Source organism: Stenotrophomonas sp. YJH_SMC_135, from assembly GCF_059372355.1.
This window is the reverse complement of the sequence record NZ_JCAFVN010000008.1, coordinates 17,950-33,561: the sequence shown is the minus strand read 5'-3', so window position 1 is coordinate 33,561 and position 15,612 is coordinate 17,950. Positions and strand designations below refer to the sequence as shown.

General features: G+C 67.7%; 15 protein-coding genes. 6 read left to right on the top strand and 9 right to left on the bottom strand.

Annotated elements, in window-relative coordinates:
- Positions 1–20 precede the first annotated feature (20 nt).
- On the bottom strand, positions 21–869 hold the full coding sequence (gene fdhD, locus AC5P98_RS19820) for a formate dehydrogenase accessory sulfurtransferase FdhD (RefSeq protein ID WP_049407937.1): 849 nt from the start codon (positions 867–869) through the stop codon (positions 21–23).
- 244 nt (positions 870–1,113) lie between these two features.
- Between fdhD and AC5P98_RS19815 the strand changes: the two genes are divergently transcribed.
- On the top strand, positions 1,114–3,399 hold the full coding sequence (locus AC5P98_RS19815) for an FdhF/YdeP family oxidoreductase (protein ID WP_014647307.1): 2,286 nt from the start codon (positions 1,114–1,116) through the stop codon (positions 3,397–3,399).
- Positions 3,400–3,880: 481 nt separating this feature from the next.
- Positions 3,881–4,420, top strand: a complete 540-nt coding sequence (locus tag AC5P98_RS19810; protein ID WP_080354566.1) for a DUF411 domain-containing protein — start codon at positions 3,881–3,883, stop codon at positions 4,418–4,420.
- 116 nt (positions 4,421–4,536) lie between these two features.
- Here the strand turns inward: AC5P98_RS19810 and blaL1 are convergent, their stop codons facing one another.
- Positions 4,537–5,406 carry a L1 family subclass B3 metallo-beta-lactamase gene (gene blaL1 / locus AC5P98_RS19805; protein WP_495230176.1) on the bottom strand — a complete coding sequence of 290 codons (870 nt, stop codon included), beginning with the start codon at positions 5,404–5,406 and terminating at the stop codon, positions 4,537–4,539.
- Between the two features lie 203 nt (positions 5,407–5,609).
- Here blaL1 and AC5P98_RS19800 point away from each other — a divergent pair, with 203 nt between their 5' ends.
- Both AC5P98_RS19800 and AC5P98_RS19795 read left to right on the top strand, forming a co-directional pair.
- Positions 5,610–5,876 (top strand): hypothetical protein, encoded by a 267-nt coding sequence (locus AC5P98_RS19800; protein WP_014647303.1) that lies wholly within the window; start codon positions 5,610–5,612, stop codon positions 5,874–5,876.
- A gap of 9 nt (positions 5,877–5,885) precedes the next feature.
- A complete protein-coding gene (locus tag AC5P98_RS19795; protein ID WP_049408741.1) occupies positions 5,886–7,064 on the top strand; it encodes a low temperature requirement protein A in 1,179 nt (392 codons plus the stop codon).
- On the opposite strand, the gene AC5P98_RS19790 is transcribed toward AC5P98_RS19795, so the two are convergent.
- Genes AC5P98_RS19790 through AC5P98_RS19780 form a run of 3 tightly spaced genes read right to left on the bottom strand, consistent with a single transcriptional unit; the run spans position 7,061 to position 11,208 of the window.
- Positions 7,061–8,494, bottom strand: a complete 1,434-nt coding sequence (locus tag AC5P98_RS19790) for a coiled-coil domain-containing protein (RefSeq protein WP_495230175.1) — start codon at positions 8,492–8,494, stop codon at positions 7,061–7,063. The two genes, AC5P98_RS19795 and AC5P98_RS19790, sit on opposite strands and share 4 nt — an antisense overlap.
- Positions 8,495–8,510: 16 nt before the next feature.
- A complete protein-coding gene (locus AC5P98_RS19785; protein WP_049408754.1) occupies positions 8,511–9,998 on the bottom strand; it encodes a DUF6384 family protein in 1,488 nt (495 codons plus the stop codon).
- Positions 9,999–10,011: 13 nt separating this feature from the next.
- Positions 10,012–11,208: a hypothetical protein gene (locus AC5P98_RS19780; RefSeq protein WP_049408743.1), complete on the bottom strand. Its 1,197-nt coding sequence runs from the start codon at positions 11,206–11,208 to the stop codon at positions 10,012–10,014.
- A 303-nt stretch (positions 11,209–11,511) separates the two neighbouring features.
- Between AC5P98_RS19780 and AC5P98_RS19775 the strand changes: the two genes are divergently transcribed.
- A complete protein-coding gene (locus AC5P98_RS19775) occupies positions 11,512–11,946 on the top strand; it encodes an EamA family transporter (protein ID WP_032962665.1) in 435 nt (144 codons plus the stop codon).
- A gap of 31 nt (positions 11,947–11,977) precedes the next feature.
- Positions 11,978–12,370, top strand: coding sequence for a DUF3224 domain-containing protein (locus AC5P98_RS19770; RefSeq protein WP_049408744.1), 393 nt, complete (start codon positions 11,978–11,980; stop codon positions 12,368–12,370).
- On the opposite strand, the gene AC5P98_RS19765 is transcribed toward AC5P98_RS19770, so the two are convergent.
- The 4 genes from AC5P98_RS19765 to AC5P98_RS19750 form a co-directional block, all read right to left on the bottom strand.
- A complete protein-coding gene (locus tag AC5P98_RS19765; RefSeq protein ID WP_049408745.1) occupies positions 12,367–12,882 on the bottom strand; it encodes a DUF1697 domain-containing protein in 516 nt (171 codons plus the stop codon). The two genes, AC5P98_RS19770 and AC5P98_RS19765, sit on opposite strands and share 4 nt — an antisense overlap.
- On the bottom strand, positions 12,879–13,520 hold the full coding sequence (locus tag AC5P98_RS19760; protein ID WP_049408746.1) for a response regulator transcription factor: 642 nt from the start codon (positions 13,518–13,520) through the stop codon (positions 12,879–12,881). Before AC5P98_RS19760 ends, AC5P98_RS19765 begins: the two co-directional genes overlap by 4 nt.
- A complete protein-coding gene (locus tag AC5P98_RS19755) occupies positions 13,513–14,568 on the bottom strand; it encodes a sensor histidine kinase (protein ID WP_049408755.1) in 1,056 nt (351 codons plus the stop codon). The genes AC5P98_RS19760 and AC5P98_RS19755 overlap by 8 nt, the downstream gene beginning before the upstream one ends.
- A gap of 294 nt (positions 14,569–14,862) precedes the next feature.
- Positions 14,863–15,600 carry an MgtC/SapB family protein gene (locus AC5P98_RS19750; RefSeq protein ID WP_049408747.1) on the bottom strand — a complete coding sequence of 246 codons (738 nt, stop codon included), beginning with the start codon at positions 15,598–15,600 and terminating at the stop codon, positions 14,863–14,865.
- Positions 15,601–15,612 lie beyond the last annotated feature (12 nt).

The following is a 15,612-nucleotide window of genomic DNA, read 5'->3' as shown; positions in this document are numbered from 1 at the left end:
CGCAGTGCTCCCGGCCATCCTCAGCGGGCGTGGCCGTCGTGCGCCTGCAGCCGCTCCGGATGGGTATACACATTGAACCCGCTTTCCCGCGCGAACCCGACCAGGCACAGGCCGGCGCTGCGGGCCAGATCGATCGCCAGCGCGGTCGGCGCGGACACTGCCGCCAGCACGCTGGCGCCGGCGCGCACTGCCTTGCTCACCATCTCGTAGCTGGCCCGGCTGGAAATCACCAGCAGGCCGCCTTCGATGGCGTGTTCGTTGTGGTGCAGGGCGCCGATCAGCTTGTCCAGTGCATTGTGGCGGCCGACGTCCTCGCGTACCCAGCCGATGCGCCCACTGGCGTCGGCCCAGGCCGCGGCATGGATCGAACCGCTTGCCGCATTCATCGGCTGGTGCTGCGCCAAGCTGGCCAACGCCCGCTGCAGGGCGGTGGCGGAATAGCTGCGGCGCTCGCGGATCTGCGGCAGTGGGCGCAGCACTTCTTCCAGCTGGCGCGTGCCGCACAGGCCACAGCCACCACGGCCGGGCAGCAGGCGTCCCTTGTCGGGGTCGAGGCTTGCGCCGGGCGCAGCCTCGTCCACGGTCATCTGCAGCTCGATGCCTTCCAGCTGTGGGTGGATATCGATCGACAGCAGCTGCGAGGGCGCGCTGATCAGGCCTTCGCTGAGCGAAAATCCGAGTGCGAAGTCCTCCAGATCACAGGGTGTGGCCATCATCACGGCAAAAGCGGCATCGTTGTAGCGCAGCGCCACCGGCACTTCCTCGGCCACCACGTCGACCTGCTGCTGTTGCGTGCCGCCGCGCCAGCGCTGCAACGGGCGTTGGGCGGTGCCGGCAGGCGGGGTGTGCGGCGGGATCGAATCAGGCATGCAGCGCGTCCGGACAAGGGAGAAACGCGGGCGGGCCACCGCCTGCGGTTTCGAGGATAGCGCAGTGGTCGCGCGCAGACGCGGCTGTAACCGTTGCCATGGCAGGTTGTGCTGAAATCAGCCTGTGCCCTCTGGCGAAGCGCCGTGGGCCGTGCTTGACTGTGCGGCTGGTCGTGCCACTGAATGCACCGCCGGACCGCGTTGTGCCGTTCGTTGTTGCGTTCCTACTGCCAGGTTCCCGAACATGTCCGAGCAGAAACCGCCGCGTTACAAGCCCTACAACCAGCCCGCCGGAGGCTGGGGTGCCGCCGGCGCCACGGCCAAGGTGCTGCTGCAGCAGAGTGTGATCGGCAAGGGATCGAAGGCATTGCTGGCGATGAACCAGCCCGGTGGCTTCAAGTGCCCCAGCTGCGCGTTCCCCGATGCCGACGAACGCAAGAAGCTGGAGTTCTGCGAGAACGGCGCGAAGGCACTGGCCTGGGAAGCCACCCAGTTCCGCGCCGGCCGCGAACTGTTCGCCCGGTACACCGTGACCGAACTGATGGCGCAGACCGACTACTGGCTGGAGATGCAGGGCCGGCTGACCGAGCCGATGCGCTACGACGCAGCCACCGACCACTACGTGCCGTGCAGCTGGGACGATGCCTTCGCGCTGATCGGCCGCCACCTGCAGGCGCTGGACAGCCCGCACCAGGCCGAGTTCTACACCTCCGGCCGCACGCCCAATGAAGCCGCGTTCCTGTATTCGATCTTCGTGCGCGAGTTCGGCACCAATAATTTCCCGGACTGCTCGAACATGTGCCACGAGCCGACCAGCCGTGGCCTTCCGCCGGCCATCGGGGTGGGCAAGGGCACCATCGTGCTGCAGGACTTCGAGCATGCCGAGGCGATCTTCGTGATCGGCCAGAATACCGGCACCAATTCACCGCGGATGATGAGCAACCTGGTCGAGGCGCGTAAACGCGGCATCCCGATCGTGGCGGTCAATCCGATGCCCGAGCGTGCGCTGATCCGCTTCGCCGAGCCGCAGGACGTGGTGCAGATGGCCACGTTCGGTTCGACCGAGATCACCAGCGAGTTCGTGCATATCCGCATCGGCGGCGACCTGGCCCTGATCAAGGGCATGATGAAGGTGATGTTCGAGCGTGAGGCACAGGGCGAGCGCGTGCTCGACCATGATTTCCTGTCGGAACACACGGTGGGCCTGGAGGCGCTGCGCGAAGACGTGATGGCGCAGGACTGGGACCAGATCGTGCAGGTGTCCGGCATTTCGCAGGCGCAGATCCGCCGCTGTGCGGAGATCTACATCCGTTCCAAGGCCACCGTGATCTGCTACGGCATGGGGCTGACCCAGCACCAGTACGGCTCGCGCCTGCTGCAGCAGGTCGCCAACCTGCTGTTGCTGCGTGGCAACTTCGGCAAGCCCGGCGCCGGCATCGGACCGATCCGTGGGCATTCCAATGTGCAGGGCGACCGCACCGTCGGCATCGACGAGAAGCCCAAGCCGGCCTATCTGGACCGCGTGCAGCAGGTGTTCGGTTTCGACCCGCCGCGTGAGCACGGCCATCACGTGGTCGAATCCATCGAGGCGATGCTGGACGGCAGCGCCAAGGTGTTCATCGGCCTGGGTGGCAACTTCATCCATGCCGTGCCCGATACCCCGCGTGCGTATGAGGCAATGCGTGGCCTGGAGCTCACCGTGGGCATCGCCACCAAGCTCAACCGCGGGCACCTGGTCCATGGCCGCGATGCACTGATCCTGCCGGTGGTGGCGCGCTCGGAGCGCATCGTTACGCCGGCCGGCGAGCAGTTCGTCACCATCGAAGACGCGATGTCGAATGTCACCGCGTCGCGCGGGGTACTGGAGCCGGTCAGTGCCGAGGTGTTGCCCGAGGTCGAGATCGTCTGCCGCATGGCACTGGCCACGCTGCCCGACAGCAGGGTTGACTGGGCCGGCTGCATGCACGACTACGCGCCCATCCGCGAGCTGATTGCCGCGGTGTATCCGGAGATCTACACCGGCTTCAACGAGCGCATCCAGCAGCCACACGGTTTCCATCTGGACATTCCGCCGCGCCGCCGCGTGTGGCCCACGCCCAATGGCAAGGCCAACATCCTGGTGATGCCTGGCCTGGACGTGGACGATCCGGTGCACGATCCGGACATGCTGCGGTTGGCCACGGTACGCTCGCACGATCAGTACAACACCACCATCTACAGCTACAACGATCGCTATCGCGGCGTGTACAACGATCGCATGGTGCTGTTCATGAACATCGAGGACCGGCTGGCGCGCGGGCTGGAGAAGGAGGCGCTGGTCAGCCTGGAGACGATCAGCGGCGATGGCGTGCAGCGCCGCATCGAGGGCCTGACGGTGCTGGACTACCCGATGCCGCGCGGCGCGCTGGCCGGTTACTACCCGGAACTGAACCCGTTGCTGCCGCTGGACTACTACGACCGGATCAGCGGCACACCCGCAGCGAAGTCGATCCCGGTGCGGATGCGGGCGATGGCGGCGGCGATTGCGTGACGCGCATCGGCTATCATCGGCGGGTGAACCTGCCTGGCCTGCTGCTGAGATGGATGCTGCTCGTTGCCCTGGTGCTGAATGCACCGGCGCTGGCGCTTGGCTCGTCTTCGTACGGCGGGTCGGCCAACCAGGATCACTGCGCTGCACCGCACGCGGCTGCGCTGGCGGCAGCCGGCTGCTGCGATGATGCGGCCCGGGCGGCCTGCCAGAGCGGTGAGTGCGAATGCCCGCCAGCCTGCCTTGGCATGCTGGCCACGTTGAGTGGAACGCCCGCCTCGCCGTGGCGCGAGGCGCCTGTAGCTGCCCGTTTCCACCAACGCGCATCGCCGCCGATGCCGGACCCGTTGCGTCCCCCCATCGTGTGATGTCCTGCAGGCGCTCAAGCGCCTGCCATGACTGTTCGGCTCTTTCTCGCCTCTGCCTGCGCCTTCGATGCGCGGGCGGCGGGCCGCGTTGCCCGCCTCAGCAAAGGAATCACTCAATGAACCGTTCTCTCTCCCTCGGCCTGCTGCTGGGCACCGTGCTGGCCACCACCGCCTGTGCACGTGCCGCCGAAGAATCCGCCGCCGCACCGGTCGCCAGCACGGCACCGGTGGCACCGATCCAGGCCAGCCCGGCCAAGGTCGATCCGGCCCTGCCGGTGGCCATCGTGCACAAGACCGCCAGCTGTGGCTGTTGCGGTATCTGGGTCGACCACCTGAAGGCCGCGGGCTTCCAGGTGGACGTGCGCGATACCGATGACATGAATCCGATCAAGGTCCGCCTGGGCGTGCCGGTCGGCAAGGCCTCCTGCCATACCGCCGAGATCGGCGGTTATGTGGTCGAAGGCCACATCCCGGCCGAGGACATCAAGCGCCTGCTGGCCGAACGCCCGGCCGCACGCGGGCTGGTGCTGCCCGGCATGCCGGCCGGTTCGCCGGGCATGGAAATGCCGGATGGTTACGTGCAGTCGTACACCGTCGAGCTGGTGCGGACCGACGGCAGCACCGAGCCGTTTGCCCAGCACGGGCAGGGTGGCTGATGGAAGGCGGGTGCCGGTCGTCCCGACCGGCACCCTTCGACGCGTCCTGTGTAGGGCTGAGCCTATGCTCGGCTGTGTTTGGCCGGCAAGCCGAGCATGGGCTCGGCTCTACAGGATCAGCGTGCCGTGGCTGTTTCCTTGGCCAGCTGTGCGTCGAACTTCTTCTCGGCCGCATCCGCGTAGGCCTTGCAGGTCAGGGCGTTGGCTCCGGCCTCTGCACCCGCGGCATAGTTCCAGTTGCTGGCGCCCGGATGCGGCGTCAGCAGCAGGTCGCAGGGCAGGGCGCGCACCGTAGCGAAGCTGCGCCGGTAGTCCTCGACCAGGCGTGGATAACGGGCGTTGCCCTGCAGCTGGTAGCCCGGCGCACTCAGGCTGTCGGCGTAGGCGATGCGCACCGGCTGGCCATCGCGGGTATCGGTCCAGGTCCAGGCGGTGCTGCCTGGGGTGTGCCCCGGCATGAAGTGCGCGGTGAACGCGATGCCGCCTACGGTGACCACCTCGCCATCCATGATGATGCGGTCGGTGCTGGCCGGCGGAAAGGTGATGCTGTCGCCAAAGTGCAGGTCGTTGCTGCCACCGCGCGCCAGCAGCACCGCCGATTCGGCGTTGGCCGCTACGCTGGCGCCGGTACGGCGCTTCAGCTCCGCCACTGGCCCGGCATGGTCGGCGTGTACGTGGCTGAGCAGGATCAGCCGTAGATCCTGTGCTGCCACCCCGCGTACCTTCATGTTGTCCAGCAGGTGACCGGCCATCTGCGGCATGCCGCCGTCGAGCAGTACCGCACCGTCGGCGGTCTGCACCAGCAGCGCGGTCAGGTCCTCGGTGCCGATCTGCCAGGTGTGGTCGGCAATCTGCAGCGGTGCCATCGGCTGCAGCCACGAGGCGTCCACGGTGTAGGCCTGCAGCTGCGGCAGCGGTGCGTCGGCGGCAGTCACATCAAAGGCAAGTGTGGCAGTCAGGGCAAGGGTCGTCAGGCAAAGGCGCATGGCGGAGAGGTGTCTGGGCAGGGTCGGATGAAACTAGCACGCGGGCGGGGCGGACCGTTTCGCGAATAATTCATGGCTGCAATAAGGTGCGCCGCAGCCTGCCCAGGGATTGTTCGCTGGCCATGGATTGTGAATCCACCTCCACGGGCTGGAGCGCAGAATCGGCCGGGGCTAGCCTGCTACCAGGCTCAAGGAGGTGGACCATGCACGTGCTCATGGTGATGCTGGGTGGCGTACTGCTGCTGGGGGTATTCGTGCTGTTTGGCCATCTCTGGAGCACGGGCACCTCGCAGCTGCCCACGGCACTGATCGCCTTCATCGCCACCTGGCTGCTGGTGGCCGTGGCCAACATGTGGGTAGGGGTCAGCAAGGCCGGCTACGCGGTACGCGAGGAGCTGCCGATCCTGTTGCTGGTATTCGCCGTGCCGGCGCTACTTGCCGGTTTCCTGTACTGGCGCCTGGCGCGCTGAAGGAGTTCCATGAGTACCCGACTGCGCCTGCCCGCGCTGCGCCACCGCGATGGCCATCATGCCCGCGTGACCTACGAAGAACTGTTCTTCGACCTGGTCTACGTGTTTGCGGTCACCCAGCTCAGCCACCATCTGCTGCACCACCTGGACCTGGCCGGCGTGCTGCAGACCCTGGTGCTGTGGTTCGCGGTCTGGCTCGGCTGGCAGTACGCGTGCTGGGTCAGCAACTGGTTCGACCCGGAGGCGCCGCGGATCCGGGGCGTGATGTTCGCCACCATGCTGCTGGCGTTGTTGATGTCCTCGTCCATTCCCGAGGCGTTCGCCGATCGTGCGTGGATCTTCGCCGGGGCGTACGCCACGATGCAGGTCGGACGCACCGCGTTCGTGCTGCTGGAAGTCGGCCGCAACCATACGTTGGCGCCGAACTTCCGCCGCATGCTGGCCTGGGTCAGCGTGTCGGCCTGCTTCTGGCTGGTCGGCGCGGCGGCCGAGGGCCACCTGCGGCTGGCACTGTGGGCGATGGCGGCGGCCTGCGAATACATCTCGCCGATGTTCGGCTTCGCGTTCCCGGGCATGGGCCGGTCGCACACCCGCGACTGGACCATCGAGGGCGGTCACCTGGCCGAACGCTGCCAGCTGTTCGTCATCGTCGCACTGGGCGAGACGTTGCTGGCCACCGGGGGCGTGCTAAGCGACGTCGAGCACTGGAGCCTGCAGGTGATCTCGGCGGTGCTGGCCACCTTCGCTGGCACGATTGCCATGTGGTGGCTGTACTTCGGCATCTCCAGCCGCGATGCCACAGAGGCCATCACCCACGCCGAAGACCCGGGCCGGATGGGCGCCAATTTCCATTACGTGCATGCCCTGCTGATCGCCGGCATCATCGCCACCGCGGTGGGCAACGATCTGGTCATGGACCATCCGGCGGCGGCCGTCACCACGGTGTACGCCACGGTGATGGTGGCGGGCCCGCTGATCTATCTGCTGGGCAGTGCCCTGTACAAGCACGTGGTCTATGGGCGCGCGCCGCGCTCGCACCTGCTGGGCGCCGCCGCACTACTGATGCTGGGCCTGGTGTTGCCCTGGATGCACCTGCTGGCCGCCGGATGGCTGACCAGCCTGGTGCTGCTGGGCGTGGGGTTGCTGGATGCGCGGCTGAAGCGGCGCACCCGGCCGTTGCCGGGCTAGAACCCGCCGCCGGTCTTGAAGTCACCGCCGCCGCTGATACCACCGCCGCTGTGGAAGCTGCTGCCGCTGGAACTGGAACTGGAGCTGGAGCTGGAGCTGGAGCTCGAACTGGAGCTCGAACCCGAGCCGGAACTGCTGGAACCGCCCGAAAGCAGGTCGAACAGGCTGCCAGAGGAGCGGGTGGTGCTTCGGCTGCTGGTGGTGCTGAAGAAGGATGCGGCGACGGTGGCCGGCGCGGCGGCCCGGTAGCTCGGCGCCTCGTACGCCTGGCGCTCGATGTCTGCTGCCGCCTGGTAGCTCCTGCGCGCCGCCTGCAGGCTGTCCAGGCGCTTTTTCAGTACGGCCATTTCGCGGGTGTGCTCGCCTACCATCCCATCGATCTCGCCCAGGCGCAGGCGACTGCGATGGATGCGCTCTAGCACGGCATCGTCCTCGCCGGAGGCGGTGGCGGCGACGCGCCGGTACAGGTCGTCCATGCTCTTGGCCGACAGCGTGCGCGCCAGCGCGGTGAGCAGGGCGCTGCCTTCGGCATCGGTCCAACTGCGGAAGCCGTCGATCTGTGCCTGCTTGGCATCCACGGTCTGACGATGCAGCTGCTCGGCCAGCAGCGCCTGCGCTACTGCGCCCTGTGCCGTCTGCAGCTGCTGGCGCAGCGGGTCGCCACCGGCGCGGGCGAGGGCGGCATCGCGGGCCTGCTGTACCGGTTGGCGGGCCGCCTCCACGTCGTCGCGGGCGCGTCGGGCATGTTCCTGCAGATAGGGCGGAAGCTCGACCAGCGTCGCGTACTCGCGACGGGCACGGTCAAAGCCGCACAGTTCGGCCAGCCAGCCGTCGACGGTGCGCACCAGTGGCCAGCCGTCGTAGGCCGTGCTGCCGTAGCTGCGCCGGTGCAGGTACATGAAGATCGGGTCGGCCTGATAGGCGCCGGCCTTGGCGTCATGCTCCGATTGGGCAGAGGAAGCCATGCGCTCGACCGTGTCGGCACGCGCCACGGCCAGCTGCAGGTCGTCCTGCAGCGCCCTGTAGGTAGGTTCCGCTTCCAGCGTGGTGTCCACCTGGTCCTGCAGGGCCTGCCAGCGTCCGCCGGCGGCGTCGCGTGCGGCAACGGCCTCCTGCGACCGCTGCTGCAACGACTGCTCGATGTCCAGCAGCGCCTGCAGTTCGTCGTCCAGCACCGCCGCTTTGCGGTCACGGCGCTGCAGATCTGCGCTGGACTGCTGCAGCAGGTCCCGGGCCAGCATCGGCGGCGCATCGTTTGCGGCCTCGGCCTGCAGGCGCGCCAGGGCGTTGAAGTCGTCGCGGATCCGCCCGTGCAGCGCTTCCTGTTCCTTGGTCAGCTCCCGGCACTGGTCGCCACGCGCGGCCAGTTGTGCCTGCACCTGGCCGATATCGGTTTCGACATCGGCAATCGCGTCGTTCAGGTCTCTCATGTCAGTTCCTTACCCATCACCATTGGGTGATGTAGCCACCGGTGGCGGGCATGCGGAACCGCGGCGACAGGCTGCCGCGCGGCTTGCTGCCGATCTGGTCGTCTTCGATGATGCCGTTGTCCTGCTTGTCGGCGGCAACCCGGTTGTAGGTGGCCTCGGGCACGCGCACGGCAAACACCGAGACCCGTTCCTCCTTGCCGGTTTCCTCGTTGCGGATCGGCAGTTCGGCAGCATTGCCGGCCTCGTCCAGCGCTTCGGTCACCAGATAGTAGTTGCGGCCACCATTGGCCTTTTCGTTGTAGCGCCAGACGCCGGTGCGTTCATCGTCACGGTTGACGATGCGGTAGACCAGGGTCTGCGACAGCAGCCCCACCAGCTGGTTGACCTCGTCCAGGGCCGGCCCGGCTTCGGCCAGCGTCTCGACCCGGATCAGGCGGGCGGCCTGCTCCAGCGCACGCTCGAAGCGCTTGCGGTCTTCGCCGGCGACACCGGTGGCGAGGCCGTCGGCCTTGAGCTGGGCCAACCGCTCGTTGAGCGCGGCCAGCGTGGCGGCGCTGCCGATCAGCTCCTTCAGGGTCGCTACCGCCTGGCCGGCCGCGGCCATGTCGCCCGCGCGCAGTGCCACGTCGCCGCCGGTGTAGGCGCGTGCGCGCGCCTGCTCTGCATCCGGCGCGAGGCGTGCCGCCTTTGCAGCGGCGTTGGTGGTATCCAGCAGCTCGCTGGCCTCGATCGCCTGGCCGAGAATGTTCACCCGCTCGGTCAGCGGCGGCAGGGTTTCCCTGGCATTCGCCAGCAGCTGCGCGGCGGCCTGCCGATGCTGCTCAACCTGCGCGGCCGCCTGCTCGCCGGTGGCACTGCCACCACTGCTGAGCCGGGTGAGCTTGTCCTTGCGCACAAGGGTCGGCTGTGCGGCCAGTGCGGCGGGAACCCCGGCGAAGCGCCGCTGTGCTTCGGCCAGCGCGGCCTGTGCGCCTTCGGCTAGTGGCTGCAGGCGCCCACCGCTGGCGGTGGCACGTGGCAGCAGCCCCTGCAGGGCCTGTTCCTGTGCGGCCAGCAGGGCGCGCGCTGCAGCAGCCTCCTGTTGCTGCGCGGCCACCTTGTCGTTCAGCACCTGCACGTTCTTCTGCACGTTGCTCTCGTGCACGAACGCTCCGAAGCTGCGTGCCATGACCAGCAGCATGCCGAGCACCAGCAGCAGGAAGGCCGCCAGCAGCGCCCACTTCAACAGGCGGGCCCGATCGATCCAGCGCCGCGCCAGCCACGCCTTCCAGCCACGCGGCGCGGTGTAGAGGTAGCGCTGCTCGCGCTGGGCCTGGATGCCGGCCTCGAGGATCTCGTCGGAGACCTCGATGCCCTGCGAGCGGTACAGCTCAAGCAGGCGCTGCTTCAGCGTCGCCTTGTCATGGCCGCTGTCGGCCAGCGCCTTCATTTCGGCATTGCGGTAGCGCAGCTGGTCGACCACATCCATGGTCAGCAGCGCAGCCTGCAGCTCGGCAGGGGCCATCGTCGCACTCACCTCAGCGCGACTCCAGGCTCGGCGGCGCCTGCAGCAGGGCGGCGAAGCGCTGCTTGCCCTGTTCGACATACTCGGCGATCTCGGCCGAGTCGCGGGTCGCCTGGCCGCGCAGCTGCTCGATCTCCTGCAGCGAGGTCTCCTGGAAGCGCACCACCGCATCGACCAGCTTGCGCACCGAATCGACGCCGATGGTGGCGCCGTAGCCGGCCTTCAGGCCCTCGTGCAGCACGTCATCGCCGATGTTGGCCACCGCTTCCAGGCCCTTGGAGGTGCCCTCGGTCATCGCATTGAGCGCCTGCGTGGACTCATGCAGGCCCATCTGCGTGGTGAAGGCCAGGTTCAAGGCGGTGAAGCTGGTTTCATTGGTGGAGAAGAACACCACCGAGCGCTCGTTGACGCGGCGCTTGATCTCGTGCGACTGGTGCACGCGCAGCATGATCGCCTCGGAGGTGGCGTAGTTCACCTGCAGGTTCTCGGCCAGGTCCTTGGCCAGCTGGTAGCGCGACTCCTCGGCCTGGTTGTTGCGCAGGGCCTCGTCGCGGGCCATGACCAGGCGGCCGGTGTCGGCGGCATCGGCGGCCGGATCGGCCGACTCCACGCGCTGCTGCGCCTGCTTCAGCGCCTCGCGGGCATCGGCCAGCGCCTGCTCCTGCAGCTTCAACAGCTCATGGGCCTGGATCTCGGCATCCTTGATCGACAGGCGGAAGTCGCCGTACATCTCCAGCACGCGCGACTCGCGCTGCAGCTGCTCGGCCGACTCGCGGCTGACTTCCAGGAATGTGCGGCGGATCTTCTCGAACCGGCTCGGGATGTCGCCGCGGGTGACCTTCATCCACAGGTTCTGCAGGCGCTCGCCCATGTCGATCCTGCCGTCGCGCACCTGTTCGACCATGGTGCTGGCATCGTCACGGATGCTGTCGAAGGCGCGGATGATCTCGGTATAGCGGTCGGACACCTTGGCCGAGCTGATTTCATCACGCATCACGGCATTGAAATGCCCGGACTGCTGCAGCACGCGGGCAATGGCCACCACGCGGCCCTGGTCAAGGGTGGACAGCTGCGAGACCAGCGCGATGGCCGGAGCGTTGTTGTCCTGGGGAGCGGCCAGGCCCAGGCTGCGCAGCGTGGCCATGGCGCGGTCGAGGTACTTGATCGGCGCGGTAGCGGCCGGCGTGGCAAGGAGGGTGTTCTCGGACATTTCGACGGCTCCGGTCAGGGCAGGCAATGAGGAACCTGCCGCGCGGAACGGGCAGGTTGCTGCGAAACGAAGGGGAAGGGGAGCGGCAGCCGTGCGGCGCACGACAGGCGGGCCCGGTCAAGGGCCGACGGCCCGGTATGGGCGAGGGTGGTGTCCTGTTCAAGCATGGCGCATTCCCTGCAGATCGCCCCCCTGGCGATTCCGTCCCCATTGTAGCGGCGGTGATGGGCAGGTGAAGCCCCACCGATGGCAGGGTGGAGTAGCGTTGGCGCACGCTCATCGGTTGCGGCAAGCGAGGGCTTCGTGCAGAACGTACCGCAATGGTTGCTCTGGGCTGGACTGTCCGCCGTGTTCGCAGCGCTGACCGCGCTGTTCGCCAAGGTCGGCGTCAAGGGTGTCGACCCGGACCTGGCCATGGCCATCCGTACCCTGGTGGTGGCGGCGGTGATCCTGCCGCTGGTGGTGGTCACCGGTAAATGGTCCAACCCGTTGCTGCTGCCGGGGCGCACCCAGCTGTTCCTGGTGCTGTCGGCGCTGGCCACCGGTGCGTCGTGGCTGTTCTACTTCCGCGCACTACAGAGCGGTGAGCTGGCCAAGGTGGCCGTGGTGGACAAGTTCAGCGTGGTGCTGGTGATCGTGCTGGCCTATCTCCTGCTGGGCGAGCGGCCCAGCCTGCGGGAGTGGAGCGGCATCGGCCTGGTGCTGGCCGGGGTGATCGTGCTGGCCACGAAGAAGTAGCAGCGTTCAACCGACCAGAGGGGAGAGCAGGATGCAGGGCGAAGCACACGGTACGTTTGAAGTGGATCTGCGGCCGATCGGTGGCAATGACGGCCCGATTGCGGTGATGTCGATCAACAAGACCTTCGCCGGCGACCTGCACGGCAGCAGCGTCGGCCAGATGCTGGCCTTCCGCACGCCGGTGCAGGGCTCGGCCGGCTACGTGGCGATGGAACGGGTAACGGCCACGCTGGCCGGGCGCCAGGGTGGGTTCACCCTGCAGCACAACGGGTTGATGACCCGTGGCACGCCGCAGCTGAGCGTGGTGGTGGTGCCCGACTCGGGCAGTGAAGGACTGCTCGGCCTGAGCGGCACGCTGGAGATCACCATCAGCGAGGGCCGCCATGACTACCGGCTGGTCTACAGCCTGCCGGAAGAACCCTAGCGGAGTTCCGCTGCCATCGCCGCTAGCCTAGCGACGGTGTTGAGATTGCGCGCCGTGCCCTGTGCCGTGCCGGGAATGCGTAGGCGCGAGTCGGCCATGCCGGCGCCGTAGTGGATGAAGATCTCGCGCGTGCCGAGTGCAAGCTGTTCGTCGCGCCGGCCGGTCACGCCATCAAGCGGGTCCGCAGGCAGGCTGCCGTCCAGGAACAGGGCGACCACACGGTTGCCGGCGGCCTGCTGAAACGGATTGCGTGCCACCACACCTGCGATCTCGCTGGCCGATCGCACCAGTACGCCTACCGGCTTGCCGGCATATTCCTGGAGCTGCTGGCCGAGGGCCTGGCGCACGCCCGCCTCGTCGAGCGAGCTGCGCAACACCACGTTGCCGCTGGCGATGTACGTGCGGACATCGGCGAAGCCTGCGTCCTTGCACATCGCCGCCAGTTCGCGCATCGGCAGCCTGCCGGTACCGCCGACGTTGACCGCGCGCAGCAAGGCGACGTGGACGTTCATGGCGTCCCCGCCTGCAGGCGGTCGTACATGCGCACCAGGTCGACCAGGGTGCGCGCGCCCATCTTGCGCATCACCTGCGCGCGGCGCACCTTCACCGTGATCTCGCTGACGCCGAGGTCGCCGGCAATCTGCTTGTTGAGGCGGCCACGCACCACGCCATCGACCACCTCGCGCTCACCCGTGTTGAGCGTGTTCCAGCGCTGCTGGAGGGCATCGAGCGCCTCGCCCTCGCGGCGGCGCTGGCGGTCGATCTCGATGCCCTTGTGGATCGCATCCAGCAGTTCCTGGTCGCGAAAGGGCTTGGTCAGGAATTCGATGGCACCGTCCTTGATCGCGTTGACACCCATCGCGATGTCGCCGTGGCCGGTGATGAACACCACGGGGAGCTGCAGGCCATGGCTGCCCATCGTGCCATGGAATTCAAGACCGCTCTGGCCGGGCATGCGCACGTCCAGCACCAGGCAGGCCGGCGCGTCTTCCAGGTCGTGTTCGAGGAACGCCTGGGTGGAGGCGAAGGCCCGCACCTGCAGGCCCATCGAGGCCAGCAGGTCTTCCAGCGCCGCGCGCACCGACGGATCGTCGTCGACCACATAGACAATGGGCGCCGGATCGGCGAGGGGTGCAGTGGGCTTACGCATGGTGGACATCCGTGGCGACGGGCAGGTCGAAGACGAAGCAGGCACCGCCGCCTGCCGGTCGTTCGGCGCGGACCTGGCCGTCGTTGGCCTCGATCATCGAGCGGCTCAGGCTGAGGCCCAGCCCCAACCCGTGCGACTTGGTGGTCCAGAACGCGTCGAACACGCGCTCGGGATGCTCGGCGGGCAGGCCGACGCCACGATCGCGTACGCTGAGGCTGACCCGTTGGCCCTCACGCCGGGTCAGCAGCGACAGACGCCGGTCGCCTGCGGGTACGGCTTCCATTGCATCCACCGCATTGAGGATGAGGTTGCCGATCACCTGCTGCACCTGTACGCGGTCGGCCTGCACCGGCGGCAGGTCGGCGTCCAGCAGCAGGGCCACGGCCACGCCATGCCGGTCCAGTTCGCTGCGCGACAACGCCAGCATTTCCTCCACCGCCTGGTTCAGGTCGAAGGCAAGTCGTTCCGGTGCCGCGCCCTGGGTCAGGCCGCGGATGCGGGCGATCACATCGCCTGCGCGGTGCGCGTCCGCCAGGATGCGGGCTACGGTCTGCCGGGCCTTGTCCACGTTGGGCGGGTCCTGGGCCAGCCAGCGTTGGCAGGCTTCGGCGCTGCTGGCGATGGCCGCCAGCGGCTGGTTCACTTCATGGGCGATGGAGGTGGTGAGTTCGCCCACGGTGGAGGCGCGGGCGACCCGCAGCAGGCGACCCTGCGCTTCCTGCACGGCGGCCTTGGCCGCTTCCATGTTCAGGGCGAGGTAGGTGGTGATGCCGATCACCAGCATGCCGATCACCGAATTGACCAGGCCGATGCGGTAGGTGCCGAAGCGGGTCAGGAAGAAGCTCAGCCCGGTCAGCGCGATGCAGGCGATGGCCAGCGTGATCAGGCCGCGGGCGGCCAGCACGCGCGATGCCGCGAGGATGACCGCTGCGTAGAAGCAGGCAGCAGCAACCGCGTAATCGGTGACGGTGTCGATCAGGAAGATCGCGGCCATCACGACGATCAGGGCCAGCAGCACCAGCGGGCGGCGGGGCGACAGCGATGGCATCGGGACGGCTCCCTGGCGTGGGGTGAAAGGATAGCAAAGCCGCCATCGGCAGATGCCGATCTTGGTCGGCAGGCTCTTTTGCTGTGGGTGCCGACCGTTGGTCGGCACAAGCCAGAACGATGCCTGGTAGTGCCGGCCGCTGGCCGGCAACTGCACGGTGTTGCCGGAGCTCATGAGGTTGCCGGCCAGCGGCCGGCACTACCGCAGGGATGGACACGGTCTCTGAAGGTTCTCTGCCGACCAAGGTCGGCACCTACCAAAGCGGTGCACGGTGTTGCTGGCCAGCGGCCGGCACTACTCCTCCAGGCTGGCGTTCCAGAATCCCTGCAGCACACCGGGCGTGGTCGCCAGCGTCGCAAGTACGGCGTCCAGTTCGCCGGCATCCACCGTGGTGGCATACAACACCGCCTCGATCTCCACATCGCGCTCGCCGAACGGGCGCTGGTCCACCGCGCGCACCGGGTACTGCGCCTGCTCAAGCAGCAGCAACAGCTGGTCCAGCACCTCGGCCTGCTGTTCGCGCTGGCAGACCACGTTGATCGCATAGGTCGCCTCGCTGAACGCTTCCGGCAGCGGCTGCCGCTGGATGCGGTTCACCACCGGCCGCAGCAGGGTATTGGCGGCCAGCACGAACAACGCCGCGAGCACTGCTTCGGGCAGCAGCTTGATACCTGCACATGCTCCCACCGCCGCCGATCCCCACAGGGTGGCGGCGGTGTTCAGGCCGGACACCTGCGCGCCGTCCTTCATGATCGCGCCGGCGCCGAGGAAGCCGACGCCGGAGATCACATAGGCCACCACATGCAGCGGCGAGGGTGGTCCGCCGTACAGGTCATGGAAGCGCACCGCCAGATCGACGAACACTGCCGCACCCACCGCCACCAGCGTATTGGTACGCAGGCCGGCGGTGCGTTGCCGCAGCTGCCGCTCCAGGCCGATGACCGTGCCCAGCACGAATGCCACCGACAGGCTGATCAGCGAGCTGAGCGTGGCGCCGGCGTTGAACGCCGGCAGGTTCGGATTGATGTCCATTGCGTTTCTCCC

Bases quoted from the DNA above. Each gene is read 5' to 3' on its own strand.
- fdhD (WP_049407937.1), bottom strand. From the start codon at position 869: ATGCCTGATTCGATCCCGCCGCACACCCCGCCTGCCGGCACCGCCCAA.
- AC5P98_RS19815 (WP_014647307.1), top strand. From the start codon at position 1,114: ATGTCCGAGCAGAAACCGCCGCGTTACAAGCCCTACAACCAGCCCGCC.
- AC5P98_RS19810 (WP_080354566.1), top strand. From the start codon at position 3,881: ATGAACCGTTCTCTCTCCCTCGGCCTGCTGCTGGGCACCGTGCTGGCC.
- blaL1 (WP_495230176.1), bottom strand. From the start codon at position 5,406: ATGCGCCTTTGCCTGACGACCCTTGCCCTGACTGCCACACTTGCCTTT.
- AC5P98_RS19800 (WP_014647303.1), top strand. From the start codon at position 5,610: ATGCACGTGCTCATGGTGATGCTGGGTGGCGTACTGCTGCTGGGGGTA.
- AC5P98_RS19795 (WP_049408741.1), top strand. From the start codon at position 5,886: ATGAGTACCCGACTGCGCCTGCCCGCGCTGCGCCACCGCGATGGCCAT.
- AC5P98_RS19790 (WP_495230175.1), bottom strand. From the start codon at position 8,494: ATGAGAGACCTGAACGACGCGATTGCCGATGTCGAAACCGATATCGGC.
- AC5P98_RS19785 (WP_049408754.1), bottom strand. From the start codon at position 9,998: ATGGCCCCTGCCGAGCTGCAGGCTGCGCTGCTGACCATGGATGTGGTC.
- AC5P98_RS19780 (WP_049408743.1), bottom strand. From the start codon at position 11,208: ATGTCCGAGAACACCCTCCTTGCCACGCCGGCCGCTACCGCGCCGATC.
- AC5P98_RS19770 (WP_049408744.1), top strand. From the start codon at position 11,978: ATGCAGGGCGAAGCACACGGTACGTTTGAAGTGGATCTGCGGCCGATC.
- AC5P98_RS19765 (WP_049408745.1), bottom strand. From the start codon at position 12,882: ATGAACGTCCACGTCGCCTTGCTGCGCGCGGTCAACGTCGGCGGTACC.
- AC5P98_RS19760 (WP_049408746.1), bottom strand. From the start codon at position 13,520: ATGCGTAAGCCCACTGCACCCCTCGCCGATCCGGCGCCCATTGTCTAT.
- AC5P98_RS19755 (WP_049408755.1), bottom strand. From the start codon at position 14,568: ATGCCATCGCTGTCGCCCCGCCGCCCGCTGGTGCTGCTGGCCCTGATC.
- AC5P98_RS19750 (WP_049408747.1), bottom strand. From the start codon at position 15,600: ATGGACATCAATCCGAACCTGCCGGCGTTCAACGCCGGCGCCACGCTC.